Below are 24,701 nucleotides of genomic sequence, written 5' to 3'. Positions count from 1 at the left end.
GCTCCTTCCTGCCGGCGGTGGCAAGATCTGCCACCTCGTCCGCCGCTTGGGCACGGTCCGTCCCACCTGGCGGACAGGGTGACGCCGAGCGGCGTGGTTCCGTGGCCCGGCGGGGCGTGGCAGGGTGACGCCCCAGCGATTGGTCTGGACCTGATGTCGGATTCCGGCGGAGCCGAGGGCCGGGGTCCGGCGGGAGAGGAGAGCGACGATGCGCGGCACCACCGTCCTGCCGGGGACCCCCTGCGAGGCGCCCCGGGAGGGATCACCGCCCATGCACCGCCTGGAGGTGCCGATGCCGAACACGATGCCGTTCGCCATCGGCACCTTCGACACCATCGGGCCGATGTCCCGTGCCGACTTCCCGCACCGGCACACCTTCTACGAGATCGTCCACGTCACCGCCGGCTCGGGCGCCCACGTCGTCGACCTCACGCGCGCGGAGCTGGCGCCGCCGCACCTCGGCGTCATCGCCCCCGGCCAGGTCCACCACTGGGAGGGAGTCCGCGGTCTCAACGGCACCGTCGCGCTCTTCACGGAGGACTTCCTGATCGACCACCCCGCCGACCGGGACCTCTTACGGCGCCTCGCCGAACGGCCCTGGGTGACGCTCGGGGAGGCGGCCAACGAGGAGACGGCGCGGACGCTCGGTGAACTGGCCGCCGAGCACCGCCGCCGCGCCGAGGGCTTCGACTCCGTGCTGCGGGCCCTGCTGCACGTCCTCGTCGTCCGGGCCGCCCGCGCCGCGGACCGGGCCGGTCCCGCGGACGGCGGCGCGGGCGCCGGATCCGCCGCTCCGGGCCGGCCCGGAGCGGTCGCGGAGGAGTTCGTCCGGCTCCTCGCCGACGCCGACCCCGCGCTCCGGTCGGTGCGCGACTGCGCCGCGCGTCTCGGCGTCACCCCCGGCTATCTCACCGAGGCCGTGAAGGCGGCCACCGGCCGCACCGCCGGTCAACTGGTCCGCGCCGCCCGCGTCCACGAGGCCAAACGGCTGCTCGCCCGCACGGAGTTGTCGGTCCGCCAGGTCGCTGACCGGACCGGGTTCGGGGACCCGGCCTACTTCTGCCGGTTCTTCCGCAGGGAGACCGGGCTGAGTCCGGGCGACTTCCGGCGGGGCGCCGAAATACACCACGACCCCCGTGTTCCGTCCCTCGATCGGCCCAGGGCGTCCGCCTAGGTTCGTTGCCGATCCCCGAAGCCCCCACAAGGAGCAGACATGGACGGCGAGACCCCCACCCCCGGCGAGACCCCCACCCCCGGCGTGACCCACGACGCGGCCGCCCCCACCTCCCGGCGGCCCAGCCGCAAGACCGTCCTGAAGGCGGCGATCGCCGCCTCCGTGGCGGTGCCGGCCACCCTCATGGGCGTTCCGGCCCTGGCCCGTACCGCCACCGCCACGCGGGGCGGCGCCGGGCTCGCGCCCACCCCGGCCTGCGACGACGGCGACGACCCGACCCCGCCGCAGATGGAGGGCCCCTACTTCAAGCCGAACTCGCCCCGGCGGACCTCGCTCCTGGAGGCGGGGACGCCCGGGACCCGGCTCACCGTCTCCGGATACGTCTTCGGACGGGCCTGTCTGCCGGTCCAGGGCGTGCTGCTCGACTTCTGGCAGGCCGATGTCAACGGCGCGTACGACAACACCGGATTCCGCTTCCGGGGGCACCAGTTCACCGACGCGCAGGGTGCCTTCCGGCTCACCACGATCGTCCCGGGCCTCTACCCGGGACGTACCCGGCACATCCACGTGAAGGCGCAGGCTCCCGGCCGCCCCGTCCTCACCACGCAGCTGTACTTCCCGGGCGAGCCGCGCAACAACACCGACTCGCTGTTCGACCCGCGGCTGCTGATGACCGTGCGCGACGCGGGCGGCGCGAAGGAGGCCGCCTTCGACTTCGTGCTCGACCTGGCCCAGGACCCGGGGCCCGGCCCCTCGCCGACCGGCGGGCCGACGACACCGCCGCCCGGCGGCACCTGGCGCGCGGGCGCCGCCTACGCGGCGGGCGACCGGGTCACCTACGGAGCCGTCGCCTACGTCTGCCTCCAGTCCCACCTCGCCCAGCCGGGGTGGGAGCCGCCGTCGGTCCCGGCCCTGTGGCGGGCCGCCTGACCGGCCCGCCCGGCGCGGTGCGGGGGGCCCCGCGCGACTCCAGGACCGCCGAGGCGCCCGCGTACGGCTGAGCCCGCCGGAGCGCGGCGCCGGGAGGCCCCGGCACCCCACCTGGGGTGCCGGGGCCTCTTCGCGTGCGCGGTCCCGACCGGCCGTGGGCCGGCCGGACGGAGGGGGACGCTCAGGCGGAGGGGACGATCCGCCCGGTCACCTCGCCGAGCCCCACCCGCGTACCGTCCGGGCCCGGCGCCCAGGCGGTCAGGGTGACCTCGTCGCCGTCCTCCAGGAACGTGCGCTTGCCCGCGGCCAGTTCGAGCGGGTCACGGCCGTTCCAGGTCAGTTCGAGCAGCGAGCCGCGCTGGTCGACCTCGGGGCCCGAGACCGTGCCGGAGCCGTACAGGTCACCGGTCCGCAGGGAGGCGCCGTTGACCGTCATGTGGGCGAGCTGCTGGGCGGCAGTCCAGTACATCGTGGAGAAGGGCGGCTCGGACACGACCTCGCCGTTGATCCGGACCGTGATCCTCAGGTCGAAGCCGCCGGGCACCTCCTCGCCGGCGTCGTCCAGGTACGGCAGCAGGTCGAAGTCCCGCGCCGGGGGGCTCACGCGGGCGGCTTCCAGGGCCTCCAGGGGGGTCACCCAGGCCGAGACGGACGTCGTGAACGACTTGCCGAGGAACGGACCGAGCGGGACGTACTCCCAGGCCTGGATGTCACGCGCCGACCAGTCGTTGAGCAGCGTCAGGCCGAAGACGTGCTCCGGGAAGTCGCCGAGCGCGACCGGGGAGCCCAGCGCGGAGGGGGTGCCGACGACGAAGCCGACCTCCGCCTCGATGTCCAGCTTCACCGAGGGACCGAAGACCGGCGCCGCGTCGGTGGGCGCCTTGCGCTGGCCGGAGGGGCGCACGACATCGGTGCCGGAGACGACGACCGTGCCCGCCCTGCCGTGGTAGCCGATCGGAAGGTGCTTCCAGTTGGGGGTGAGCGCGTCGCCGTCGGGGCGGAAGATCCGGCCCACGTTGGTGGCGTGGTGCTCGCTGGCGTAGAAGTCGACGTAGTCCGCGACCTCGTACGGCAGGTGCAGCGTGACGGAGTCCAGCGGGTGGAGCAGCGGCTCTATGTCCGGGCGGTGCGCGGGCACGGTGACCCAGGCGGTCAGCGCGCGGCGCACGTCGCGCCAGGCGGTGCGGCCGGCGGCGAGCAGCGGGTTGAGGCTGGGGCGCGCCAGCAGGGCGGCGTAGGGCGAGCCGAGCGCGTGCGCCGCCGCCCCCGCGTCCAGGACATGCCCGCCGATGCGGACGCCGACCCTCCGCCGGCCGGGCTCGTCGGCGGTGGAGAAGACGCCGTACGGAAGGTTGTGCGGGCCGAAGGGATCGCCTTCGGCCAGGTCGAGCGGGGACTGCTCGGGCATCGGTGCTTGCCTCGCTTTCCACGGGTGTGGGGGACACGTTACGGGTCGTACCGCGCGGCCGAGATGACATGGGTCACACAAAAAGTGGGCCCCATGTGCACAACTGTCCATGTTCGAGGGCTTTATACGCCCTGTGCGGCTCCTGCGTGCGTGAGGGTCCCCGAAACCCTCTATTCCACGGTCTTATCCGGGTCATACGATCGTTTCGTGTCGTGCCGCGTGAGGTATCCGCAGGCGCGACCTCCCTCACTCTTGTCATCTTCTCCGACCAGAAAAGGTCCGCCTTGAAGATCCGCCGCATTCTCGCGACCGCCGTGGCCGCCGCCGTGACCACGCCCGTCGTTTTCCTCTCGGCCGCTCCCGCTTTCGCGGACACGAAGCCGGCCGGGGCCCAGACGCAGGAACAGAAGCCGACGATCGAGCAGCTGAAGCTCGCGGTCGCGGCGGCCCAGAGCACGTACGACGCCGCGGTCGTCGCCCACGCGGACGCCGAGAAGGCGTTCGCCGCCCTGGCCGACGCCAGCCACCCGAACCAGACCGCCGCCGTCGAGGCGAAGACGGCCGCCGACGCCGCCGCCGCCGCGAAGAAGGCCGCCGACGAGAAGCTGGCCAAGGCCCAGGCCGACCTCGCCGCCCTGCCCGCCGACGCGGACAAGACCGCCGCCGAGCAGGCCGTCACCGACGCCCAGGCCGCCGTGACGGCCGCCGCCGCCGCGAAGACCGCCGCCGACGAGAAGCTGGCCGCGGCCTACAAGACCCGCGACGACGCGCTCATCGAGGCCGCCCGCAAGAGCGAGGCCGCCCGTCAGGCCAAGGACAAGGCCCTCAAGGAGCTCAAGGCCGCCGAGAAGGCGCTCGCCGCCGCCGAGGCGGAGGAGGGCGAGGAGCCCGGCGAGGACTGCGTCGAGGAGTCCAAGCTGACGGTCGCCCTGACCGGCCCGAAGAAGGTCGTCGCCGGTACGAGCGCCGTCTTCACGCTGAAGATCAGCAACGGCACCACGAAGTCGCTGGACGAGGTCGGCGCCTACGCCGAGGCCTTCAACATGGACTCGACCGAGGAGAAGGACCTCGACAAGTACCTGGACCTGAGCTGGTCCACCGCCGCCAACCCGACCTGGCAGTCCTTCGACGACGAGACCGGCGCCGTCGCCGGCGCGGTGAAGCCCGGCGGCCACGCCGACATCAAGCTGCGCCTCACGGTCGACGCGAAGTCCCCGGCCGGCGACGGCATGCTCTTCGCCGCGGGCGGCTACGAGAACAAGAACGGCTCCTGCGGCTGGTCCAAGGAGGCCGCCGACCTCGAGTTCGGCATCACCGCCGCGTCGAAGCCCGGCACCGGCACCGGCACCGGTGGCGGCAACGGCAACACCACCGAGCAGGGTGGCACCTCCACCACTCCGGTGACCGGTGGCGGCAACGGCAACACCGCCACCAACGGCTCGCTCGCCACGACCGGTTCCGACGACGCCATGCCGCAGATCGCCCTCGCGGGCGCCGCGGCCGTCGCCCTGGGCGCCGGCGCCATGTTCGTCGTCCGTCGCCGCAAGGCCGGTTCGAACGCCTGACACGCACTGAGATAAGGGCCCGCATTCCCATGAGGAATGCGGGCCCTTTCCCTTGTCTCCACCCGGGCGTCACCCGGCGGTTCGCGGAATGCGCTTCTCCCACGTCCGGTGGAAGAGAACGTCGTCGCCCTCCTTGCACACCACCTCGTTCGAGGTGACGAATACGTCGGCCTCGCAACTGATCTCGGAACGGGTGTCGACGGTGACGTCCCACGCCAATTCCGGCCGGTGCAGCCGGATCGCCCATTCCGAGTGGGTACGGGCCGAGAGCGGACCGCTCTCGTCGATCGTGTACGTCTCCCGCGCGTCCTCGCCGAATTCGAGGCCGTCCGGATAGACCCGCGTGCCGCCGTAGCGGGGATCGACCTCCAGCCGCCATTCGCCCGCGGCGACGTCGCGCACCACGAGCCGTTCCGGGCGGGGCTCCTCCAGCGTGACCGGGAAGCTCACGCCCAGCGGCTCGGACTGCTCCGGCTCCTCCCACTCCACCCGGTCCTGGGTGGGGCGGCGGACCGGGAGGGTCAGGTGCGAGGAGACCGGGTCGAGGGTGAAGCCCGCCGCGTCCGGCTGGGGCCAGATCCACGGCCAGTACGTCGAGGAGACGGCGAGCCGGACCCGGTGGCCGGGCGGGAAGGCGTGGCCGATGCCGTTCAGCTCGAAGACGAAGTCCTCGCTCTCGCCCGGCCGCGCCGGCACGGCTCGGTCGCGGCCGTGACGGGCGGAGAAGTTCAGCACCCCCCGGGTGACGAGGGTCGAGGAGCCGTCCGGCGCGATGTCGCAGAGGCGGGCGATCACCTGCCCGGTCGGAGCCGCGGCGCGCAGGGAGAGGCTCACCCGCGGACGGCCCAGGATCTCCAGGGGCCCGCCGTCCTGCGGTACGGCGAAGTCGAAGCAGGCCGAGTGGGCGTCCTCGTCGCGCTGGTCGGGCGGCAGGTCGGCGTCGTTGCCGAAGGGGAAGAAGCGCCCGGCGTCCAGTCCGGTCTGCTGGGGCGAGTCGACCAGGACCGGTTCGCCCTGGAAGGCGTACGTCACGGGGGAGACGTGCGGAGAGGGCCAGGCGGGGTCGGCGACCCAGCGGCCCGGCAGCTCGTCGTACACGGTGGCCGGCGGGTGCGACCCGCTGATCCAGGAACGCAGCAGCGGCTCGGCCATCACGCCGTTGTCCGCGTCCTTCAGGTGGTGGTCCCACCAGCGGAGGGTCTCCTGGAGGAAGCCGATCGCCGGGCCCGGCGGCAGGCCGCGGTCCGGGTACTGGTGCGACCACGGCCCGATGATCCCGCGCACCCGGTCCGGGGGGAGGTGCTCGACGAGCCGGAGGACGGTGTCCCGGTACGGGTCGTGCCAGCCGCCCACGGCCAGGACGGCGGAGCGGATGCCCTCGTAGTCCTCGCAGACGCTGCCGTGCCGCCAGTAGTCGTCGCGGGTCTGGTGGGCCAGCCATGTGTGGATGAAGGGGTCCACGGCCTCCAGGCGGCGCAGCCACATCTCGCGCCACTCGTCCCCCACGTACAGCGGGTCGGGCGGGCGGGAGACGAAGGCGAGCATGGTGGCGGCCCAGGCGTGCATGTCCACGGCGAGGACCGAGCCGCCCATGTAGTGGACGTCGTTGTCGTAGCGGTCGTCGGTGGAGCAGACGGTGACGATCGCCTTGAGGGGCTCCGGGGCGAGGGCGGCGATCTGCAGGGAGTTGAAGCCGCCCCAGGAGATGCCGAACATGCCGACCCGGCCCGTGCACCACTCCTGCTCGGCGAGCCAGTTCACCACCGCCACGCCGTCGGCCAGCTCCGTCGCGTCGTACTCGTCGCCGGGCAGCCCCTCGCTGTTGCCGTGCCCGCGCACGTCGACCCGTACGGAGGCGTAGCCGTGCCCGGCGTACCAGGGGTGGCGCTGCCAGTCCCGGGGCGCCGTCCAGTCGGTGAGGCGGTACGGCAGGTACTCCAGCAGGGCCGGCACGGGCTCGTCCGTCACCGGGCGCCAGACCCGGGCGTAGAGCCTGGTGCCGTCCGGAAGGGGGATGCGGACGTCGTCGCGGGTGGTCTCGTACGGGAACGCGGTGCGGATGCGCATGTCTGGTCCTCAGTGGACGGGGTGCATGGTGCGGCGCAGCCAGGGCGCCATCGCGATCACGACGAGACCCACCGCCACGGCGACGGCGCCGTTGACGCCGAAGTACGCGGGCTTGGAGACGTCGTCGTACAGCTTCACGGTCTGGGCCTGGATGCCGTTGGCGAGTGCGAGCGAGAGGAACCAGAGCGACATCGTCTGGCTGCTGAACGCCTTCGGCGCGAGCTTGCTGGTGGCGGACATCCCGGAGGTCTCCAGGAGCACGTCTCCCAGGCCGAGCAGGAGGTAGGAGCCGACGATCCACCACGCCGCCATCCGGTACGCGTCGTCGGCGTGGCCGGAGGTGGGCAGCACCATGAGGAGGAAGGACAGGCCGCCCAGGATCACCCCGAAGGCGATCTTGTAGGAGACGTGCGGCTGCCGGCGTCCCATCCGGACCCAGACGGCGGCCACGACCGGCGCGAGCGCCACCTCGAAGGCGCCGAGGGCGGAGGCGTACCAACTGGGCGGGAAGTCGAAGCCGAGGAGGGTGGTGCGGGCGTTGCTCGCGGCCAGCAGCATCATCGTGGAGTACGCCTGGAAGAGGATGAAGTTGAAGGCGACCGAGGCCAGCCAGAGCACGAGGTACGGCCTGAGGCGGCCGCGCTCCCCGGCGGTCACCCGGGGGCTGCGGAACATCACCCGGAAGTAGACGACCGGGGCGATCACCGAGACCAGGGTCAGGAGGTCCACGAAGCGGTCCATGGTCAGCCACCCGGCGACGGCGAGCAGACCTCCGGCAGCGGCCGCGGCGACGGCCCCGAGGGCGATCGTCAGGACGGCCCGGCGCATGGCGTCGGGAGGCAGCGCGAATTCGGCCGAGTGCTTTCGCCCGGCCAGGTGACGGCGGCCCGTGACGTACTGGATCAGGCCGAAGGTCATCCCGATGGCGGCGGCGGAGAACCCCCAGTGCCAGCCCTGGTGCTCGCCGAGCCAGCCGGTGACGAGCGGCCCGGCGAACGCGCCGATGTTGATCGCCATGTAGTACAGGGCGAAGCCGGCGTCCCGGCGGTCGTCGTCGGTGCGGTAGAGCTTGCCGACCATGGTGGCCACATTGGGCTTGAGCAGGCCCGTCCCGGCGCTGATCAGCCCCAGGCCGGCCCAGGTCATGGCGGCCGTCGGCACCGCCATGGAGTAGTGGCCGCAGGCGATCAGGACGCCGCCCCAGAGCACCGCGCGGTAGGAGCCGAGGATCCGGTCGGCGAGCCAGCCGCCGGCCACCGAGACCAGGTAGACGAGCGTGCCGTACGCCGCCGAGACCGACGCGGCCGTGCCGGGGGCCATGCCCAGGCCCTCGTTCGCGACGGAGTCGGCGAAGTAGAGGACGAGGATCGCCTGCATGCCGAGGAACGAGAACCGTTCCCAGACCTCCAGGCCCGAGAGGGTGAGGAGACCCTTCGGCTGGCCGAAGAAGGCATGATCGTCTTCGGGCGGCGGCCGCTCGCCGTCCGTGTCGCTGTCGATCACCGTTCGGGACAAAACGCCTACTCCTGGTCGTATGAGGTGATCACGAACATACCGGGGGAGGCGGTCGGGCGCCCATGGTGATCGAAAGGCGACCGGATACGCTGACTTGAGCGAATCGAGCGACACATCGACAATCCGTGTGATCGTCGGCAGTATCAGCAGGCGTCATCAGACAGGAGACTCCCTCGTGACCGTCGTCGGGCCGTTCGGTCTTAGCGTGCGGGACCAGGCTCTTGAGGCCGATGTCCAGACCGGATTGGCGGCCGTGGAGGCAGGTCTCCTCGACGCCACCAAGAGCGAGATCCCGTTCATCACGGAAGCCGCGCAGCATCTCGTCCTGGCCGGCGGCAAGCGCTTCCGGCCGCTGCTCGTGATGCTCGCCGCCCAGTTCGGCGACCCGTACGCGCCCGGCGTGGTGCCCTCGGCCGTCGTCGTCGAGCTCACCCACCTGGCCACGCTCTACCACGACGACGTCATGGACGAGGCGGACGTCCGGCGCGGCGTCCCGAGCGCGAACGCGCGCTGGGGCAACTCCATCGCCGTCCTCACGGGTGACTTCCTCTTCGCCCGCGCCTCGCACACCCTGGCGGACCTCGGCCCCGAGGCCGTACGCATCCAGTCGGAGGCCTTCGAACGTCTGGTCACCGGCCAGATCCTGGAGACCGCCGGTCCGCAGGGCGACCGCGATCCGATCGAGCACTACCTCGACGTCCTCGGCGGCAAGACCGGCTCGCTGGTCGCCGTCTCCTGCCGCTTCGGCGCGATGATGGCCGGCGCCGACGAGAGCGTCGTGCGCATCCTCACGCAGTACGGCGAGCGGCTCGGCGTCGCCTTCCAGCTCGCCGACGACGTCCTCGACATCGCCTCCGACTCCCACGAGTCCGGCAAGACCCCGGGGACCGACCTGCGCGAGGGCATCCCCACGCTCCCCGTCCTGCGGCTGCGGGCCGCCGCGGCGGCGCACGGGCGCCCCGAGGACGTGGAGCTGGTCGAGCTCATCGACAGCGACCTCACCGACGACGCGCGCCACGCGGAGGCCCTGCGCCGGCTGCGCGCCCACCCCGCCCTGGAGCAGGCCCGCCGGGACACCGTGCGCTACGCCCAGGAGGCCCGGGACATGCTGGCGCCGCTGCCGGACGGGTACGCCAAGGCGGCTCTGCGGGAGCTGTGCGACGCGGTGGTCCACCGCGCCGGCTGACCCCGGTGCTGCACGGCGCGGGCCGGGGCGCACGGTGATCCACCGCGCGGGCCGGGGCGCACGGTGATCCACCGCGCGGGCTAGGGCGACTCAGGGTTCCGTCATCCCGTAGCAGTAGGCGAGGTTGAGCCCGGAGTCTGACGATTCCGTGCCGCCGTTTTGGTCAGATGGATGTCATCGACCACGGAGGTAGGCAGACCATGGCACCGAACGACAGCACTGAGACCACCGGACGCACGGGCCGCAAGCTGAGCCGTTACGTCGTCCCGGTCGCGGTGGCCGGGGTGGCCGCCGCGACCATCGGACTGGTCCCGGCCCTGGCCGCCTCGGGCGACCCCGAGCTGCCGGAGATCACGGCCCAGCAGCTGATCGAGAAGATCGCGGCGTCGGACACGCAGACGCTGTCCGGCACGTTCAAGGTGAGCACCGACCTGGGCCTGCCGTCGGTGGCCGGCCTGGCCGGCTCCCTCGGCGGCGGCTCGGGCTCCGCCTCGGCGGACCCGCAGGAGAAGCTGACGCAGCTCGTCTCGGGCACGCACACGCTGCGCGTGGCCGCCGACGGCCCGGACCGGCAGAAGCTGACGATCCTGGACGGCGCGGACGAGTACAGCCTGATCCACAACGGCTCCGACGTGTGGGGCTACGACAGCAAGTCGAACGAGGTCTTCCACGAGAAGGCGGACGGGGCCGGGAAGGCGCCGGAGAAGGAGCTTCCGGCCACGCCGAAGGAGCTCGCCGACGAGATCCTGAAGGCCGCGGACGGCACCACGTCGATCACGGTGGGCGGCACGGCGAAGGTGGCCGGCCGGGACGCGTACCAGCTGGTCGTCAAGCCGAAGCAGAGCGGCTCGACGGTCGAGTCGGTGAAGGTCGCGGTGGACGCGCAGAACGGCACCCCGCTGAAGTTCACCCTCACCTCGGTGGACGGCGGCAAGCCGGTCGTCGACGCGGGCTTCACGAAGGTCGACTTCGGCAGGCCGGCGGCGTCCACGTTCGACTTCACGGTGCCGAAGGGCGCCAAGGTGACGGAGGGCGGCGCGGAGCACGAGAAGGCCCCGGAGGACTTCGGCAAGGAGTTCGGGGAGCGGTTCGGCGGTCTCGGGGACCTCGGTGGCGGCGAGGGGCCGAACGTCATCGGTGAGGGCTGGACGTCGATCGCGACCTTCGACACCGGCGCCGCCGCCCCGAAGACGGACGAGGCCCCGAAGGAGGTCCAGGGCTTCCTGGACGCGCTCGGGGACAAGGTCACCGGGAAGTTCGGCTCGGGCACGGTCTTCAAGACGAAGCTCGTCAACGCCCTGCTGACGGACGACGGCAAGGTGTACGTCGGTGCGGTCACCAAGGACGCGCTGGTGGACGCGGCGAACGCGGCGAAGTGACGCGTCGGTGGGACCCCGGGCGGGTCGGGGGCGGTGGTCACCGGCCCACCCGGGAGTTCTGCTGGCTCCGCGGCTACGGGAACGTGAGCTTGAAGCCGCTGATGTATCCGGTGTCCTGGGCCGCCTTGTCCTGGACGCGGAGCTTCCAGGCTCCGTTGGCGACCTCGGTGGAGGCGTTCACGGTGTAGGTCGCGACGAGGTTGTCGGCGCTGCCTCCGGAGCGGTTGTGCACGTTGTAGACCGAGCCGTCGGGGGCGACGAGGTCCACGACGAGGTCACCGCGGTAGGTGTGGACGATGTTCACGTCCACCTTGAGGGTGGCCGGGGCGTTGCCGGCGATGCCCGTGACGTCGACCGTCGAGGTCACCGCGGCGCCGTTGTCCGGGATCGCGACGTCGGCGGTGTTCTCGAAGACCTTGCCGGGCGGTGTGGTAGTACCGCCCGACAGGGTCCAGATCGCGTGGGCGACGGCGTCGCTGTTGCGGTCCAGGGCCGTGTCGTTGATGTTCGCGGTCGTGTCGCAGGAGGAGTGGTAGCAGCGGTCGAAGGCCGTCGCCGTGCCGCCCCACTTCTGGACCTGGGCACTGGTCTTCACCCGGCTCGCACCGGTGAACAGGCCGCCGACGGGTATGCCGACGTTCTTGAACGAGGCGTGGTCGGAGCGGCCGTCGCCTTCGGTCTCGATCTCGGTGGGGACGCCGATACCGGCGAAGTAGCTCTTGAACGTCTGCTCGATGGTCGGGTCGTCGTCGTAGACGAAGTAGCCGGGGTTCGGCGAGCCGATCATGTCGAAGTTCAGGTAGCCGCTGACCTTCGCCCGCTCGGTGGTGGGAAGGTTGGCGACGTAGTACTTCGATCCGACGAGCCCGAGCTCCTCGGCGCCCCACCAGCCGAAGCGCAGGTGCTTCGTGGGCTGGAGGCCGGCCCGGGAGACGGCGAGCGCGGTCTCCAGGACCGCGGCGGAGCCGGAGCCGTTGTCGTTGATGCCGGCGCCGGAGCTGACCGAGTCGAGGTGGGCGCCGGCCATGAGGACCTGGTTCGGGTCGCCGCCGGGCCAGTCGGCTATCAGGTTGTAGCCGGTGGCGCCGCTGGTCGTGAACTGCTGGACGGTCGTGGTGTATCCGGCCGCGTCGAGCTTGGCCTTCACGAAGTCGATGGACGCCTTGTAGCCGGTCCGGCCGTGGGCGCGGTTGCCGCCGTTGGCGTTGGCGATCGACTGGAGGTCGGTGAGGTGCTGCTTGACGTTCGCCAACGGGATGTCGGGTGCGGCGAGCGCGGCACCGGGCGCCGCGGACGCCGTGGTCCCGGCGAGCCCGCCGAGGGCCATCGCGGCGACGACGGCGAGTGTGGCGGTACGTCTGGGAACGGAGAACTTCATGTGGGGGCTCCGGATTCCGAACGGGGATGGGACGGAACGTGCGAGACGCCCCGCGGCATGGGTGCCGCGAGGCGCTGGAGCTGTGCATGGTGCGTTTGTGCGTCGTACGGATGTGCGTGCTGAATGTTCAGTGAGAGTTTGACTTCTCGTCAAGAGCGGAAACCGGTCACGCCTGTTCGCTCATCGGACGGCCCGCCGGGCTTCCCGCGGGCGGCTCGCCGCGCCGGGGCGACGGCGGGCCGAGCCGCCGCGACGGACCGTCGCGGCGAGGCGCCGGCTTCCAGGGCGACGTCCGGAAGACGCCGGCCCGGGGCGGGGCGGGGCGCGAGGCTGGGAGCATGACCGTCCACCGCGCACGCGCCATCGAACCCGCCGCCCTCGCCGAGCTACGCGTCACCGACGACGCGGGCCGCCCCTGTGTCCCGTACGTCGACGAGGAGGGCGGCGACCCCCTGCGCTGCTGCCTGCGGGCGATCCGCCCCGGTGAGCGGGTGGCTCTCGTCTCGTACGCGCCGCTGCGGCGCTGGGCCGCGGCGCACGGTGTGGATCCGGGGGCGTACGACGAGCAGGGGCCGGTCTTCGTCCACGCCGGGGAGTGCGCGGGTGGCGCGGGTGGCGCGGGTGGTGTGCGTGGCGAGGCCGGCACGGGTGGCGCGGGTGGTGTGCGTGGCGCGGGTGGCACGGGCCCGGCGGACGCGGCGGCGCCTCCCGCCGGGTCGTACCCCTTCGCCCGGCCCGGGGCCTCGCGGGTGCTGCGCCGTTACGGAGCCGACGGCCGGATCCTCGGCGGCCGCCTCCTGGAGCTGCCGGAGGCGGCGACCGAGGCCTTCGACCAGGCGCTCACGGAGACGTTCGCCGACCCGGACGTGGCCCTGGTGCACGTCAGGGCGGTCGAGTACGGCTGCTTCCACTTCGAGGTGCGCAGAGGGGAGTGAGAGCGGCAGGGCTACTGCACGCAGAACTCGTTCCCCTCGGGGTCCGTCATCACCACCCACGTACCGCCCTGCTCCGCCACCCGGCGCTGGACCGAGGCGCCCAGCGTCTCCAGGCGGGCGACCTCGGCGTCGCGGGCGTCCGGGCCCGGGTGCAGGTCGAGGTGGAGCCGGTTCTTGACCGTCTTCTCCTCCGGAACCCGCTGGAAGAGGATGCGGCGTCCGAGGCCGGCGTCGGACTTCGCGTCGCGGGGATCGTCCGGATGCCGGACAGCGGCCAGATCGCGCCAGGCGAGACGGCCGGAGACGGTTTGGGTCGCCTCGGCCGGCGCGGCGCCGGTGTCCAGGAGCCGGGCGATGAACGCGCTGTGGTCCTCCTCCTCGTAGCCGAGGGCGGCGGCCCAGAAGACCGCCTGTGCGTGCGGGTCGGTGCAGTCGAGCACGAGCTTCCAGTGGATCGGAGTCATGTGACCAGTCGTACTGGCTCCGCGGCCCGGGGCGCGACAGGCATGACGACGGGACACCCTGACGAGGCAGGACCCACCTGGACCGCGCGGGCGCACCCCGCAGCGGGAGCGGCCGGCCGTCCGGCGCCGCGCGGGTGACCGCCGCCCCTACGGCGCCGCGCGGGCGTATCCGGCGCCGCGCGGGTGACCGCCGGCCGTCCGGGAGCGGCCGGGCGCCCGACCCGGCGGGACCTCCCTGGACCGGCGGCGCCTTGCGCTCAGGCCGGCTTCGCCCCGGCTTTCCCTCGGCCCGCTCCGGCCCCTCGGCGGCACGCACCGGCGTTCGCACCAGCCCTTCGGCGGCCCGCCCCCGCACGGCCCCGCCCCTGGCCCGTCGTCGGCTTTCCCGCAGCGCCGACCAGCGATTTCCGTTCTCCGTCAGCTTGTTGCAGCGCCTCCTGCAGCAAGCTGACACGGTTTTCCATGGAGAGGCCCCCACCCCGCTGGCATTGTCTTTCTCAGCGGAAACGCAGAGGGAACACGGAAACGGAACCCAGGGGGAAACAGTGCGGAACCGATTCACTTCGACAGCGGTTTGTCTGGCTCTGACGATCGCCGGTTTCACGGTGGCAGCGGGCAACGCGTCCGCCGCCCAGCAGGGTGACCCGCGGAGCACCGACCGGACCGCGGCCCCGTACGCCGGTCAGGACGGCGGCCAGGACGGCGGCCGGCAGTGGCCGGTGACCGTACCGCCCGAGGTCGGCGAGCTGATCTGCGAGATCCAGGCGGACCTGCACCACCTGCCGTACCCGGCGCACCTGTCGAACGGGCCGCACCCGATCGGGATCCCGCACTGCAAGCCCGTCAACGGCTGGCAGTAGTTCCCGCCCCTTTCTCCGACCGCTGATTCGAAGGGCGAGAGCAGAGATGGTCATGACAAGTCAGCTCCCACGTGCCACGGAATACCGGGGTAGTACGGAAAACATCCTCGAAGTGGCCGACCTGCGGGTGAGATACGCCGACATCGAGGCGGTGGCGGGAATTTCCTTCTCCGTCGCCCCGGGTGAGATCTTCGGACTCCTCGGCCGCAACGGAGCCGGCAAGACGAGCACCATCTCGGCCATCGCGGGACTGCGCCGGCCCGACGCGGGATCGATCCGCGTCCTCGGCGAGGACGCGCTCGCCCGGACCGACGTGCTGCGCGCCTCCCTCGCCCTCCAGCCCCAACAGGCCAGCCTCTTCCCGAGGCTGAAGGTGCGGGAGACCCTGGAGACCTGGGCCGCGCTGTATCCGGCGCCCCGGGACGTGGACGCCCTGCTCGACGAGATCGGCCTGGCCGAGAAGGCGGGAGCGCGCGCCGCCCGGCTCTCCGGCGGTCAGCAGCAGAGGCTGCTGCTCGCCACGGCGCTGGTCGGGGACACCCCCGTGGTGGTCCTCGACGAGCCCACCACCGGACTCGACCCGCACGCCCGGCACGCCGTCTGGGACCTCATCCGCAGGGCCCAGGCCGGCGGCACCACGTTCCTGCTCACCACCCACGCCATGGCCGAGGCCGAGGAGATGTGCGACCGCCTCGCCGTCATGCACGAAGGGCGGATGGTGGCGGCCGGCTCCCCGACGGAGCTGATCGCCCGGCACGCCCCGGGAGGTGTCGTGTCCGTACGCACCGAACAGGCCGACCTCGCCGACCGGGTGCGCGCACGCTTCGGCGACGCCATGACGGCCGTGGAGGCGACCGGCCGCTCGGGCCGGATGCGGTTCGAGGCGACGGCGGACGACCCGCACGCCGCCGCCGCGTGGATCACCGGGCTCGACCCCACGGCCGACGTCCGGCCGCGCCCCGCGACCTTGGAGGACGTGTTCCTCCGTCTCACCGGAACCTCGCCGGAACCGGGACCGGAACAGGAGGAGAAGCGATGACCCCCATCGGCCTCAGCGCACCACCCGTGTCGACGACGCGCCAGTGGAAGGCGCTCTCCCGGGCCATGACCCGACAGCTGCTGCGCGATCCCGCGGCACTCTTCTTCAGCGTGGTCTTCCCGCTCCTGATGGCGGTGTTCTTCGTCGTCCTCATGCAGCTCACCTGGGTACGGGGCCCCTTCGACCTCGCGGTCGTCGGCCCCGCCCCCCAGGCGACCGCCCTCCAGGACGCCCTCGGCGGGGGCAGTACCGCCGTCGCCGTCCCCGAAGCCGGCCCACAGCCGGGCAAGGCGGCGGTGATCGTCCCCGACGCGGCCTCCCGCACCCTGCGGATGGCCGTCGACCCGGAACAGCCCTCGGTGGTCGCGGCGGTCCGCGCCGCGCTGGACGGCACCGGCTGGCAGGGCTGGGAGGTGGCGGCCGTCGGCAACGACGGGTCCGCGCTCTTCGACCCCATGGCCTTCGTGATCCCCGGCGTCCTCGCCTTCGCGCTGCTCTCGCTCGCCCTGACCGGCACCGCCTCCGCCCTCGTGGCGATGCGGGCCAGCGGCACCCTGCGGCTGCTGTCCACGACCCCGGCGCGGCGGCCCGCCGTCCTGCTCTCGCTGCTCCCGGGCCGCGGTCTGCTGGCCCTGGCGGTACTCGCCCTGATGGGAACGGGCGCCGTCGCCGGCGGACTGCTGGAACCCGCCTCGATGCTGCGGCTGCTGCTGACCACGGCCATCGGACTGGTGATGCTGCTCGCCCTGGGCTACCTGCTGGGCGGACTGCTCTCCTCGCCCGAGGTGACCAATGCGATCTCGGGGCTGCTGACACCGGTCCTGCTGATGAGCACCGGACTGCTCTTCCCCCTCGAACTCCTCCCCGACTCGGTGGCCGGTCCGCTCTCCTGGACCCCGCTGGCGATGTTCGGAGACGCCCTCCGCCACGACGTGGTCGGCGGGATCACCCGCCACGCCCTGTGGCTCGACTGGACAGTGATGGCGGCGACGGCCGCGGGGCTCACGGCCCTCGCGGCACGGACGTTCCGCTGGGACACGGAGCGTGGATGATGACGCCGTACACACCGACCGAGACCCCTGCCGGGACCGTCACCCGGGCGGATGTCAGACCCACGGCCACGACCGGCGGCGGCCTCGACGCGACGGCCGGCACCCCGGCCGGCACTACGGATGCCGGCCCGGCCGGCACCACGCTCACCGTTCGCCCCGGTCGAGGGGCCGGCCCCGGCCCGGAACACCCCCCGATACCCGACTCGCTCCTCCGGATCGGCCGGCTGGCCTCCTCGTACGGCCTGGTGAACCGCGTCACGCGGCTCCCCGTCGCCGAGGGCGAGCCCGACTTCCCGATCTTCACCGCCTCGCTCGGCAACCCCGGCGAAGTGCTCAGCGAACAGACCGGCTGGGAGCACAACCCCAGCTCGGGCAATTTCGACGGCGCAGGCGGCGACCTCGACCCGGAGCGCGCCGCGCACCTCGCGGTCGCCGAGTCGCTGGAACGGTACTCCTCCTGCGCACGGGACCCCGAGCAGATCGTCTGGGCGACCGCCGCCGAACTCGGCGAGGACGCCATCCCCAGCGACCGCTGGCCCCGGTGCTCCCCGGCCGAACTGGCCGACCCCCGCAGCGGCCTCGTCCCCACCGACCCGGACGGGCCGATGCGCTGGGTGCGCGGCTGGTCCTTCACCCGCAACCGCCCGGTCTACGTCCCGGCGATGCAGGTCTGGCTGAAGAACCCGGTGGAGTCGATCGCCGAGCGCTACGTCCACCCGGTCTCGACCGGCTGCGCCGCGCACTCAGACCCGGCCGCCGCCGTCGTCAACGGCATCCTGGAGATCGTCGAACGCGACGCCATCGCACTGACCTGGCTCCAGCGGCTGCGACTGCCCCGGCTGGAGTTCGACCCGGCCGAACTGGCACCGGAGTACCGGGCCTTCGTGGAGCGGGGCAGCAGCGAACGGCTGCGGACCCGGCTCTACGACGCGACCACCGACCTCGGCATCCCGGTGATCTACGGGGTGCAGCTCGCCGACGACGACCGCGTCATCGCCCAGCTCGTCGCGGCGACGGCGGAGCTCGACCCCGGCAAGGGGATCGCCAAGCTCTACCGCGAGGCGTCCTCCCTGCGGATCGCGCTGCGCCACATGGCGCGGGCCGCCGAGAAGGACGCGGCCACCACCGCTCCGGCGGCGGAGGAGGACATCGTCAGCGTCGTCGACGGCGCCCTGCTGTCCGGCCCGCTGTCCCAGCGGCACCGCTTCGACTTCCTGCTGGAGGGCGAACGCCCCGTGCACGGGCTGCGCGACCTTCCCCGGGCACCGTCCGAGGAACCGCTGCCGGCCTTGGCCTGGCTGCTGGAGCGGCTGCACGCCGCGGGCTGCGAGGTCGTCGCCGTCGACCTCACCACCGACGAGGCCGAGCAGGTCGGGGCCACCGTCGTCCGGATGCTCGTCCCCCAGCTCATGCCGCTCTCCTTCGTCCACCGCGCCCGCTATCTGGCGCACCCCCGGCTCTACGCGGCACCCGCCGCCATGGGCCACCCCGTACGCGGCGAGGCCGACATCAACCCGCACCCCCAGCCCTTCGCCTGACCCCCGACCGTCCCACCCGCCGTGAACGTCCGACGAGGAGTCCGAAGATGACCGATCCGCGCCTGCTGATCCTCACCGCGGGAGCGTTCGGCGCGGCCGTCGCCGAAGGGCTGGCCGCCCGCTACCCCGAGTCGACCGTGCTCGACGTGAACCAGGGCACCCACCCCAGCCTGTGGCCCGACAGCGACCTGATCGTGCTGGCCACCGGACAGGGCCGGGAGGTGCTGGCCGACATGGTGGACGCCAGCGCCCACGCCTGGAACCGGCCCTGGTTCCCCGTCCAGGCGGGACCCCTCGATCTGCGGTGCGGACCGGTGGTCGTGCCCGGCCGCACCGCGTGCCACCGCTGCTACACCCGTCGCCGCGCCCAGCACACCGCTCCGACGACGGACCACACCCCGGGCGGGACCACCGCCCCGCCGGTCTCCGGTCACGCCCCGCACCACGTCGCCATCGCCGTGGGCCTCGCGGACCAGGCGGTGCACGAGGCCCTGGCCGCACCCGGCGACCCGGGCGCGGCGGAGGGCATCGGCGCCACCGTCCGGATCTTCGGCCTGGTGGAGGGCGCCACGTCGGGCTCGGCGGTCGTCGCCGTCGACCGGTGTGCCCGCTGCCGGCCGGTCCGCACCCCCGAGAGCCGCCTGGAGCGGTTCGCGACGATCGCAGCGGAACTCGCGGCCCTCCCGGTCCGGTGACCCCGGCCGCCGCCACCGGCCGGCCGACCCCACCCCGCGCTCGAACCCGTACGACGCCCTCCCCGGCGCCCGCGAACCCGTACGACCGTCCTACCGCGCCCCCGAGCCCGTACGACACCCCGCCGGCGCCCCGCGTGCCGAGCCGGTCACCCGCGCACACGACCCGCACGCCAGCGCACGCGTTCCGCACCCCGCGCCCCGCACGCCCCGCGCACACGTCCCGAACCGGAAAGGAGGCCTCGATGCCGGACCACTCTGTGATCACCGCCGAAGCCATGGCCTCGGCCGCCCTGAACGACCCGCAGTTCCACGTCCCGGCACGACCCAGGCTCCGGCGCGGACTCTCCCTGCACCACACGCCCGAAGCCCTCGTCGTCGAGGGAACCCCGAAGAAGCAGCTGCTGCGCGGCGCCGCCGCCCGGGAACTGCTGCCCCGCATGCTTCCGCTGCTCGACGGCAGCCGAGGCCACGAGGACGTGGCCGACACCCTCGGCATCCCGGCCGGCACCGTCTTCAAGGCCCTGTCGCTGCTGTGGACCTGCGGCCTCGTCGAGGAGGCCGCCTCTCCGGAGCGGGCCTCCCGGGCGGCGGCGGTGCCCGCCCCGCTCGCCGACTTCCTCTCCCGCATCGGCGACTCCACCGGCGCCAACCACGCCTGGGAGGAGGCCCTGGAGCGGCTGGCCCGGGCCCGCGTCGAGGTCTTCGGCACCGGTCCCCTGGCCGACGCCGCCCGCCGCCACCTCGCCGGCTCGCTCGTGGACACCACCGCCGGCACCGGCACCCGGCCGGCGCCCGACAGCACCCTCGTGGTCGTCGCCGGACCCGACCCGGCCTCCTCGGCGGCGCTCGCCGCCTCCTGCGCCCGGACCGGCGTCCCGCTGATCCGGCTCGCGCTCACCGGCCGCACCGCCCACCTCGGGCCCTACGTCGACCTCGCGTTCACCCCCTGCCTGGCCTGCCGCACGGCGGAGGACCCGGCGGACGACCGGGCGCCGCTGCCCGGCGACGCCGACCTGGCCGCCGCGCTCTTCGCCCGGGACCTGTTCGCGCTGCTCTCCCGGAGCACGCCCAGCCCCCTGCCGTCCCAGTGGCGCACCGTCGACCTGGCGGACCTCTCGCAGCAGCGCCGCTCCGCCGCCACCCGGCCCGGCTGCCCGCACTGCTCGGCCGCGCCCGGCGAGCCGGTCGCCCCACCGCTCGCCGCGCGCTACGAAGCGGCGATCGCCTTCCCGCCCAAGGAGTACGCCGACGGCAAGGCACACCAGGCGCACTACAAACCGTCGAACATCGCCCTCCAGAACGACGAGAAGACCTGGCCCGTCGCGGCCGCCGTGCCACTGCCGGAGCCACCGCTCGCGTCCCTGCGGTCCCCCGCCGCCCCCGAGGACCGGCCCGGCGCGCCCGACGCCCGGACCACCGCCCTGCTCCTCGCCGTCACCGCCGGCCGCCGGGGCGTCATGCCCGGCCGGGTGCAGCGCTGGACGGCGAGCGGCGGCAACATCGGCTCCGTCGTCGCCCACCTCGTGGTCCGTGACGTCCCCGGCCTGGAGCCCGGCGTCTACGGCTACGTGGCCTCCGAACACCGGCTGGCCAGGCTCGCGGCCGACCCCGGGGCGGTCCCCGGGGAGGCGCCCGCGACGGTCGTCCTCACCGGCGACTTCACCAAGGTCGCCAAGAAGTACTCCGCGTTCGCCCTGCGGATCGTCCTGCTGGACGCCGGCTGCGCCACCGCCACGCTGCGCGCCGCCGCGACCGCGCTGGGCCTGCCGTGCGCGGTCCGCACCCGCTGGGACGACCTCGCGGTGGCCGCTGCCCTGGGGATCGACCCCGACCTGGAACCGATCACCACCCTCGTCGACCTGGGAGGAGCCCTGTGAGCGCCCCGCACGAACTGGCCATGGACATGCTGGTGTCCTTCCGCGAGCAGCGCGGCGCCGGCACCACGGCACTCGCCGAACGCCCCGCACCGGCCCCGTCCGGACCGAACCACGCCCCGCCCGTACCGGCCCCCGCCGCCCTCGGGCCGACCGTCACGGTCGACCCGTACACGCCCCGGACGGCTCCCCTCGACCTGCTGACCACCCTCGAGCACCGGCGCTCGCTGCGCGGCTTCTCCCCGGAGCCGCTGCCCGCCGGACTGCTGGCCGGCATCATGACCCGCGCCCTGGACCTGGACGCGGACCCCGCACCGGACCCGGACGCGGCCGGCGAGGAGGACGGGCCCGACGCGGCCTGTCCGCTCGAACTCACCGTCGTCGCGCACCGGCTGACCGGGGTCGCCCCCGCCGTCCACCGCTTCGACCCGGCGGCGCGTTCCTTCACCCCGGTGATGGAGCTGCCCACCGGAGCGGCCCGCTACGGCCTGACGCTGCAGCCGGAGTTCTCCGACGCCGCCGCGATCATCTCCGTCGGGGTGCCCCTGGACGCCGCGGTCCGGCGCCACGGCGGCCACGGCTACCGGCTGCTGCTCACCCGTGCCGGAGCCGCCGCGTACGCGATGTGGCTGGACGGCGTCGCCCACGGCCTCGTCGGCAGCGTCTTCGCCGGCTTCATCCCGGCCGCCGTCCGCGGACCGCTGCTCAGCGACGGAACGACCCGCCAGCAGATCTTCGCGCTGGCCCTGGGCCTGCCGCCGGCCCCCTGACACTTCCCGCCCCCACCGGGAGCGGGAGCCCGTGAACCAACCCACGACACCTGAGGAGGTGCCTCGCATGGAGGACATCGAGCTGTACGCCGTCGACGCCGAGGAACTGGCGATCGAGGAACTGCCCGAGGGCAACGCCCTCGCGAGCTGGGCGTCCGCCGGATCCGCCTCGACCGCGTCCTGCCCGGCGACGTCCGCGTCGTCCGTCAGCAGCGCTTCCACCTACGGGTGATCCGCCCGCCCCGGCCGGCCCGCCCGGCCGCCCGCACCACACCCCGGAAGGAGGTGAACACCATGGAGAACAACCTCGAGCTCTACGTCATCGACGGTGACGAGCTGGCGATCGAGGAGCTTCCGGAGGGCAACGCCCTCGGCTGCTTCTTCTGCGCCGGATCCGCTTCGACCGCGTCCTGCCCCGGCACGTCCGCGGCCACCGCGTCGTCCGCGTCGACCATCGGCTGACCCCCGGTCTCCCCGGACAACTCCACCCCACAGGAAGGAATCCCTCGCATGCAGGACTTCGACGACCTCGAACTGGACCTGTCCGCCGACGAGCTGGCCTCGGACGCGCTCGGTCTGGAGCCCCTGAAGGAGGGCGTCGCCCTCGGCACCTGGGCGACCGCCGGCACCGCCTCGACGGCCTCGTGCCCGACGAGCACCGCCTCCTCGTCCGCGAGCGCCTCCAGCTTCGGCTAGAGCGCCCGCTCCACCACCGTCACCCCAACCGCCTGCACGCCAGGCACTCGAAAGGAAGTGAACCGCATGAACGAGAACCTCGACAACGAGCTCGAGCTGTGGTCGGAGTCCCTCGACCTGGAGGTCCTCCAGGACGCGGTGAGCCCCGGCTTCACCACCGCCTTCTGCGGCGCCTGCGCCGGCTCCGCCAGCTGCCCCGTGGGCTGCGTCGGCTCCATGAGCAGCGTCTCCAGCCAGGGCGGCTGACCGGCCTCGGCCGAGTCGGATCCTGGGCTCCGGGGTGGTCCTAGTACCCCGGGGCCCAGGGCCCCTCAGTCACCAGTCCGGTTCGCTTTCCCCGAACCGGACCGCACCACACCAGATTAGAGCCAGGCGGCCCGGCACGGTAGCGGGCCCGGCCGCCGCAGCGGAGGGAGGAACCGCGCCGTGGATGTGTGCACTGCACCCAAACTCCGGGAGGATCTGGAGATCATCCGGGGGATGGACGATCACCCCCTGGTGTTCGACCCGCAGGGCGGGACCTACCACCGGCTGACCAAGTCGGCGGCGGCCCTGCTCCGCCAGTTCGACGGAACGCACTCGCTGGACGAGCTGTCGGCCCTGATGGCCGAGCGCCGGGGGGTCCCCGCCGCGGGCGTGCGCGGCGAACTGGACACTTTCGTCGGGGAGCTGACCCGCAGCGGCCTGCTCGTCGGCACCGAACCGGAGCGGGCGCCCAAGAAGCGCGCCGGCGGCCGTTTCGGCACCACCATGCTCATGCCCCGCTTCGTCCTCACCCGCTCGCTGCCCACGGTCCTGGAGCCCGCCGCCCGGCTGCTGCGCCGGGTGCCCGCCCGGCTGTCGGTCGGCGTCTTCGCCGGCGGCGGCCTCCTGGGCATCCTGCTCGGCCTCTACACGGTCCTGACCTCCGCCCCGCCGGCCGAGGAACTGCTCGGCGCCGGAACCCTCGTCGCGATCGGCCTGATGCTCTTCCAGATCCTCGTGCACGAGAGCGCGCACGCCATGGTGTGCCAGGTGCTCAAGGTGCCCGTACGCGGCCTCGGAGTGGCGCTGCTGTTCTATTTCATGCCCCTCGCCTACGTCGACCGCACCGACGCCTATCGCGTCCGCTCCCGCGGCGGCCGCGTCCTGCTCGCCGTCGCCGGACCGCTCAGCGACGGCTGGTTCACCGGCGCCGCCGCCCTGCTCGTGCTCACCACGGACGGACCGGCCGCCCAGGTGGCCGGGGCGCTGCTCCTCTTCCAGATGCTCAACCTGGTCACCAACATCAACCCGATGCTGCCGAGCGACGGTTACGCCGCTCTGGAAGCCGGCTTCGGTCTCGTCGACGCGCGGGGCCGCGCTTTCGCCCTGCTGAAGCACCGTCTGCTGGGCCGCCCGCTGCCGGGCTTCCTGGAGCGGATGCCGGCGCGCAGCCGCCGCCTGCACGTCACGTACGGCATCGTGTGCAGCGTCTACACCGTGGCGCTGGGCTACTTCGTCGTCCAGTCGCTGATCTGGTCGTTCGCCCTGGTCGGACGGTCGATGCCGTGACCGCCCCCGAGATCTCCGGACCGCTGCTCACCCGGGTGGGCGGCCTGCCCACCGAGGCCCTGGACCTCACCGGCCCCGCCACCCGGCGGGCGATCACCGAGGCCGCGGACGCCCACGCCGCACTGGAGCGCCGACGGCCCGCCCTGGAGGACGTCTGCTTCCCGCTGGTGCCCCTCCTGGACAAGGAGGTGCCGCTGCGCCGCCTGGTGCTGGCCGCCAAACGGGCCGTGCACCGGCTGCGGGCCCTGCCCTGGGGCGACGAACTGCCGCCCCGCGTCGCCGAGCTGGCGGGCCCCGCGGGGGCCGCGGCCTTCACCGGCTGGCAGGCGGCCGTCCGGCTGCGCGACGAGACCGTCCGACGGCTCGACGCCCTGCTGGCCGAGGACCGCGCGGCGGCCCCGTCCGCGCTCGCCGGCCACCTCGACGACCCGGCGTTCGCCCGGGCCGCGGCGCTGGCCGCCCCGGACTGGCTGCGCCACGGCCGCCCGCGCCGCCGCCCCGCCGAGACCCGCAACCTGCGCACCCTCTACTCCTACGTGACCCGGGCAGCCGTGAAGACCAGCCCGTTCTCCACGCTGACCACCGTCGGCACGCCCGGCCCCCACGGTGCCACCGAGGCGGCCACCGCCCCCGGCGCCACCGG

The 24,701-nt window shown here is 73.3% G+C and carries 23 protein-coding genes and 1 pseudogene; 19 read left to right on the top strand and 5 right to left on the bottom strand.

Going from position 1 to position 24,701, the window contains the following annotated elements; genetic code table 11:
* Positions 1-208 precede the first annotated feature (208 nt).
* Together AB0K65_RS11135 and AB0K65_RS11130 are read left to right on the top strand one after the other, a co-directional pair.
* On the top strand, positions 209-1,174 hold the full coding sequence (locus tag AB0K65_RS11135; RefSeq protein ID WP_365715501.1) for an AraC family transcriptional regulator: 966 nt from the start codon (positions 209-211) through the stop codon (positions 1,172-1,174).
* 39 nt (positions 1,175-1,213) lie between these two features.
* Positions 1,214-2,104, top strand: coding sequence for a carbohydrate-binding protein (locus AB0K65_RS11130; RefSeq protein WP_365715499.1), 891 nt, complete (start codon positions 1,214-1,216; stop codon positions 2,102-2,104).
* Positions 2,105-2,285: 181 nt separating this feature from the next.
* Here AB0K65_RS11130 and fahA read toward each other — a convergent pair whose 3' ends face one another.
* On the bottom strand, positions 2,286-3,512 hold the full coding sequence (gene fahA / locus AB0K65_RS11125; RefSeq protein WP_365715498.1) for a fumarylacetoacetase: 1,227 nt from the start codon (positions 3,510-3,512) through the stop codon (positions 2,286-2,288).
* Positions 3,513-3,724: 212 nt separating this feature from the next.
* Between fahA and AB0K65_RS11120 the strand changes: the two genes are divergently transcribed.
* Positions 3,725-5,077, top strand: a complete 1,353-nt coding sequence (locus tag AB0K65_RS11120; protein ID WP_365715497.1) for an LPXTG cell wall anchor domain-containing protein — start codon at positions 3,725-3,727, stop codon at positions 5,075-5,077.
* A 69-nt stretch (positions 5,078-5,146) separates the two neighbouring features.
* Here AB0K65_RS11120 and AB0K65_RS11115 read toward each other — a convergent pair whose 3' ends face one another.
* Both AB0K65_RS11115 and AB0K65_RS11110 read right to left on the bottom strand, forming a co-directional pair.
* Complete coding sequence (locus tag AB0K65_RS11115; RefSeq protein ID WP_365715496.1) at positions 5,147-7,144, bottom strand: CocE/NonD family hydrolase; 1,998 nt, start codon at positions 7,142-7,144, stop codon at positions 5,147-5,149.
* Between the two features lie 9 nt (positions 7,145-7,153).
* On the bottom strand, positions 7,154-8,659 hold the full coding sequence (locus tag AB0K65_RS11110) for a peptide MFS transporter (protein ID WP_365715495.1): 1,506 nt from the start codon (positions 8,657-8,659) through the stop codon (positions 7,154-7,156).
* A 175-nt stretch (positions 8,660-8,834) separates the two neighbouring features.
* Between AB0K65_RS11110 and AB0K65_RS11105 the strand changes: the two genes are divergently transcribed.
* Positions 8,835-9,845 (top strand): polyprenyl synthetase family protein, encoded by a 1,011-nt coding sequence (locus AB0K65_RS11105; protein ID WP_365715494.1) that lies wholly within the window; start codon positions 8,835-8,837, stop codon positions 9,843-9,845.
* Between the two features lie 200 nt (positions 9,846-10,045).
* Positions 10,046-11,224 (top strand): DUF2092 domain-containing protein, encoded by a 1,179-nt coding sequence (locus AB0K65_RS11100; protein WP_365715493.1) that lies wholly within the window; start codon positions 10,046-10,048, stop codon positions 11,222-11,224.
* Positions 11,225-11,297: 73 nt separating this feature from the next.
* Here the strand turns inward: AB0K65_RS11100 and AB0K65_RS11095 are convergent, their stop codons facing one another.
* Entirely contained in the window at positions 11,298-12,602 is a 1,305-nt protein-coding gene (locus AB0K65_RS11095; protein WP_365715492.1) for a M28 family peptidase, read from the bottom strand.
* A gap of 338 nt (positions 12,603-12,940) precedes the next feature.
* Between AB0K65_RS11095 and AB0K65_RS11090 the strand changes: the two genes are divergently transcribed.
* The gene (locus AB0K65_RS11090) at positions 12,941-13,537 is read left to right on the top strand and encodes a DUF1203 domain-containing protein (protein WP_365715491.1); all 597 of its coding nucleotides are present in this window, start codon (positions 12,941-12,943) and stop codon (positions 13,535-13,537) included.
* Positions 13,538-13,548: 11 nt separating this feature from the next.
* On the opposite strand, the gene AB0K65_RS11085 is transcribed toward AB0K65_RS11090, so the two are convergent.
* Positions 13,549-14,001, bottom strand: a complete 453-nt coding sequence (locus AB0K65_RS11085; protein WP_365715490.1) for a VOC family protein — start codon at positions 13,999-14,001, stop codon at positions 13,549-13,551.
* A 605-nt stretch (positions 14,002-14,606) separates the two neighbouring features.
* Here AB0K65_RS11085 and AB0K65_RS11080 point away from each other — a divergent pair.
* From AB0K65_RS11080 to AB0K65_RS11020, 13 genes and pseudogenes are all read left to right on the top strand, one after another.
* Positions 14,607-14,861 carry a hypothetical protein gene (locus tag AB0K65_RS11080; protein ID WP_365715489.1) on the top strand — a complete coding sequence of 85 codons (255 nt, stop codon included), beginning with the start codon at positions 14,607-14,609 and terminating at the stop codon, positions 14,859-14,861.
* Between the two features lie 112 nt (positions 14,862-14,973).
* Positions 14,974-15,900: an ABC transporter ATP-binding protein gene (locus AB0K65_RS11075; protein WP_365715488.1), complete on the top strand. Its 927-nt coding sequence runs from the start codon at positions 14,974-14,976 to the stop codon at positions 15,898-15,900.
* Positions 15,897-16,952 carry an ABC transporter permease gene (locus tag AB0K65_RS11070; RefSeq protein ID WP_365715487.1) on the top strand — a complete coding sequence of 352 codons (1,056 nt, stop codon included), beginning with the start codon at positions 15,897-15,899 and terminating at the stop codon, positions 16,950-16,952. The genes AB0K65_RS11075 and AB0K65_RS11070 overlap by 4 nt, the downstream gene beginning before the upstream one ends.
* Entirely contained in the window at positions 16,949-18,490 is a 1,542-nt protein-coding gene (locus tag AB0K65_RS11065) for a YcaO-like family protein (protein WP_365715486.1), read from the top strand. The genes AB0K65_RS11070 and AB0K65_RS11065 overlap by 4 nt, the downstream gene beginning before the upstream one ends.
* Before the next feature lie 47 nt (positions 18,491-18,537).
* Positions 18,538-19,185 carry a TOMM precursor leader peptide-binding protein gene (locus AB0K65_RS11060; RefSeq protein WP_365715485.1) on the top strand — a complete coding sequence of 216 codons (648 nt, stop codon included), beginning with the start codon at positions 18,538-18,540 and terminating at the stop codon, positions 19,183-19,185.
* A gap of 242 nt (positions 19,186-19,427) precedes the next feature.
* Positions 19,428-21,062 carry a nitroreductase family protein gene (locus AB0K65_RS11055; RefSeq protein ID WP_365715484.1) on the top strand — a complete coding sequence of 545 codons (1,635 nt, stop codon included), beginning with the start codon at positions 19,428-19,430 and terminating at the stop codon, positions 21,060-21,062.
* On the top strand, positions 21,059-21,829 hold the full coding sequence (locus tag AB0K65_RS11050; protein WP_365715483.1) for a nitroreductase family protein: 771 nt from the start codon (positions 21,059-21,061) through the stop codon (positions 21,827-21,829). The genes AB0K65_RS11055 and AB0K65_RS11050 overlap by 4 nt, the downstream gene beginning before the upstream one ends.
* A gap of 67 nt (positions 21,830-21,896) precedes the next feature.
* Complete coding sequence (locus AB0K65_RS11045; protein WP_107105427.1) at positions 21,897-22,061, top strand: thiocillin family RiPP; 165 nt, start codon at positions 21,897-21,899, stop codon at positions 22,059-22,061.
* Between the two features lie 62 nt (positions 22,062-22,123).
* Entirely contained in the window at positions 22,124-22,291 is a 168-nt protein-coding gene (locus AB0K65_RS11040) for a thiocillin family RiPP (protein ID WP_141302866.1), read from the top strand.
* Positions 22,292-22,339: 48 nt separating this feature from the next.
* Entirely contained in the window at positions 22,340-22,525 is a 186-nt protein-coding gene (locus AB0K65_RS11035; protein ID WP_260615470.1) for a thiocillin family RiPP, read from the top strand.
* Positions 22,526-22,591: 66 nt separating this feature from the next.
* Positions 22,592-22,771, top strand: a complete 180-nt coding sequence (locus tag AB0K65_RS11030; protein ID WP_055642953.1) for a thiocillin family RiPP — start codon at positions 22,592-22,594, stop codon at positions 22,769-22,771.
* 234 nt (positions 22,772-23,005) lie between these two features.
* Positions 23,006-24,058: a PqqD family peptide modification chaperone gene (locus tag AB0K65_RS11025; protein WP_365715482.1), complete on the top strand. Its 1,053-nt coding sequence runs from the start codon at positions 23,006-23,008 to the stop codon at positions 24,056-24,058.
* Positions 24,055-24,701, top strand: a pseudogene (locus AB0K65_RS11020) (hypothetical protein); the annotation flags it as partial. The gene AB0K65_RS11025 and the pseudogene AB0K65_RS11020, both read left to right, overlap by 4 nt.

Source organism: Streptomyces sp. NPDC053755 (assembly GCF_040677675.1).
Lineage (GTDB): Bacteria > Actinomycetota > Actinomycetes > Streptomycetales > Streptomycetaceae > Streptomyces.
Note: the sequence above shows the minus strand (reverse complement) of the source record. Positions and strands in the feature narration are given on the sequence as shown.

What these genes read in the sequence shown, in the direction of transcription:
- AB0K65_RS11025 (WP_365715482.1), top strand. Translation starts at nt 23,006, where the DNA reads ATGGACGATCACCCCCTGGTGTTCGACCCGCAGGGCGGGACCTACCAC.
- AB0K65_RS11115 (WP_365715496.1), bottom strand. Translation starts at nt 7,144, where the DNA reads ATGCGCATCCGCACCGCGTTCCCGTACGAGACCACCCGCGACGACGTC.
- AB0K65_RS11095 (WP_365715492.1), bottom strand. Translation starts at nt 12,602, where the DNA reads ATGAAGTTCTCCGTTCCCAGACGTACCGCCACACTCGCCGTCGTCGCC.
- AB0K65_RS11135 (WP_365715501.1), top strand. Translation starts at nt 209, where the DNA reads ATGCGCGGCACCACCGTCCTGCCGGGGACCCCCTGCGAGGCGCCCCGG.
- AB0K65_RS11085 (WP_365715490.1), bottom strand. Translation starts at nt 14,001, where the DNA reads ATGACTCCGATCCACTGGAAGCTCGTGCTCGACTGCACCGACCCGCAC.
- AB0K65_RS11060 (WP_365715485.1), top strand. Translation starts at nt 18,538, where the DNA reads ATGACCGATCCGCGCCTGCTGATCCTCACCGCGGGAGCGTTCGGCGCG.
- fahA (WP_365715498.1), bottom strand. Translation starts at nt 3,512, where the DNA reads ATGCCCGAGCAGTCCCCGCTCGACCTGGCCGAAGGCGATCCCTTCGGC.
- AB0K65_RS11030 (WP_055642953.1), top strand. Translation starts at nt 22,592, where the DNA reads ATGAACGAGAACCTCGACAACGAGCTCGAGCTGTGGTCGGAGTCCCTC.
- AB0K65_RS11040 (WP_141302866.1), top strand. Translation starts at nt 22,124, where the DNA reads ATGGAGAACAACCTCGAGCTCTACGTCATCGACGGTGACGAGCTGGCG.
- AB0K65_RS11070 (WP_365715487.1), top strand. Translation starts at nt 15,897, where the DNA reads ATGACCCCCATCGGCCTCAGCGCACCACCCGTGTCGACGACGCGCCAG.
- AB0K65_RS11090 (WP_365715491.1), top strand. Translation starts at nt 12,941, where the DNA reads ATGACCGTCCACCGCGCACGCGCCATCGAACCCGCCGCCCTCGCCGAG.
- AB0K65_RS11035 (WP_260615470.1), top strand. Translation starts at nt 22,340, where the DNA reads ATGCAGGACTTCGACGACCTCGAACTGGACCTGTCCGCCGACGAGCTG.
- AB0K65_RS11130 (WP_365715499.1), top strand. Translation starts at nt 1,214, where the DNA reads ATGGACGGCGAGACCCCCACCCCCGGCGAGACCCCCACCCCCGGCGTG.
- AB0K65_RS11065 (WP_365715486.1), top strand. Translation starts at nt 16,949, where the DNA reads ATGATGACGCCGTACACACCGACCGAGACCCCTGCCGGGACCGTCACC.
- AB0K65_RS11045 (WP_107105427.1), top strand. Translation starts at nt 21,897, where the DNA reads ATGGAGGACATCGAGCTGTACGCCGTCGACGCCGAGGAACTGGCGATC.
- AB0K65_RS11100 (WP_365715493.1), top strand. Translation starts at nt 10,046, where the DNA reads ATGGCACCGAACGACAGCACTGAGACCACCGGACGCACGGGCCGCAAG.
- AB0K65_RS11055 (WP_365715484.1), top strand. Translation starts at nt 19,428, where the DNA reads ATGCCGGACCACTCTGTGATCACCGCCGAAGCCATGGCCTCGGCCGCC.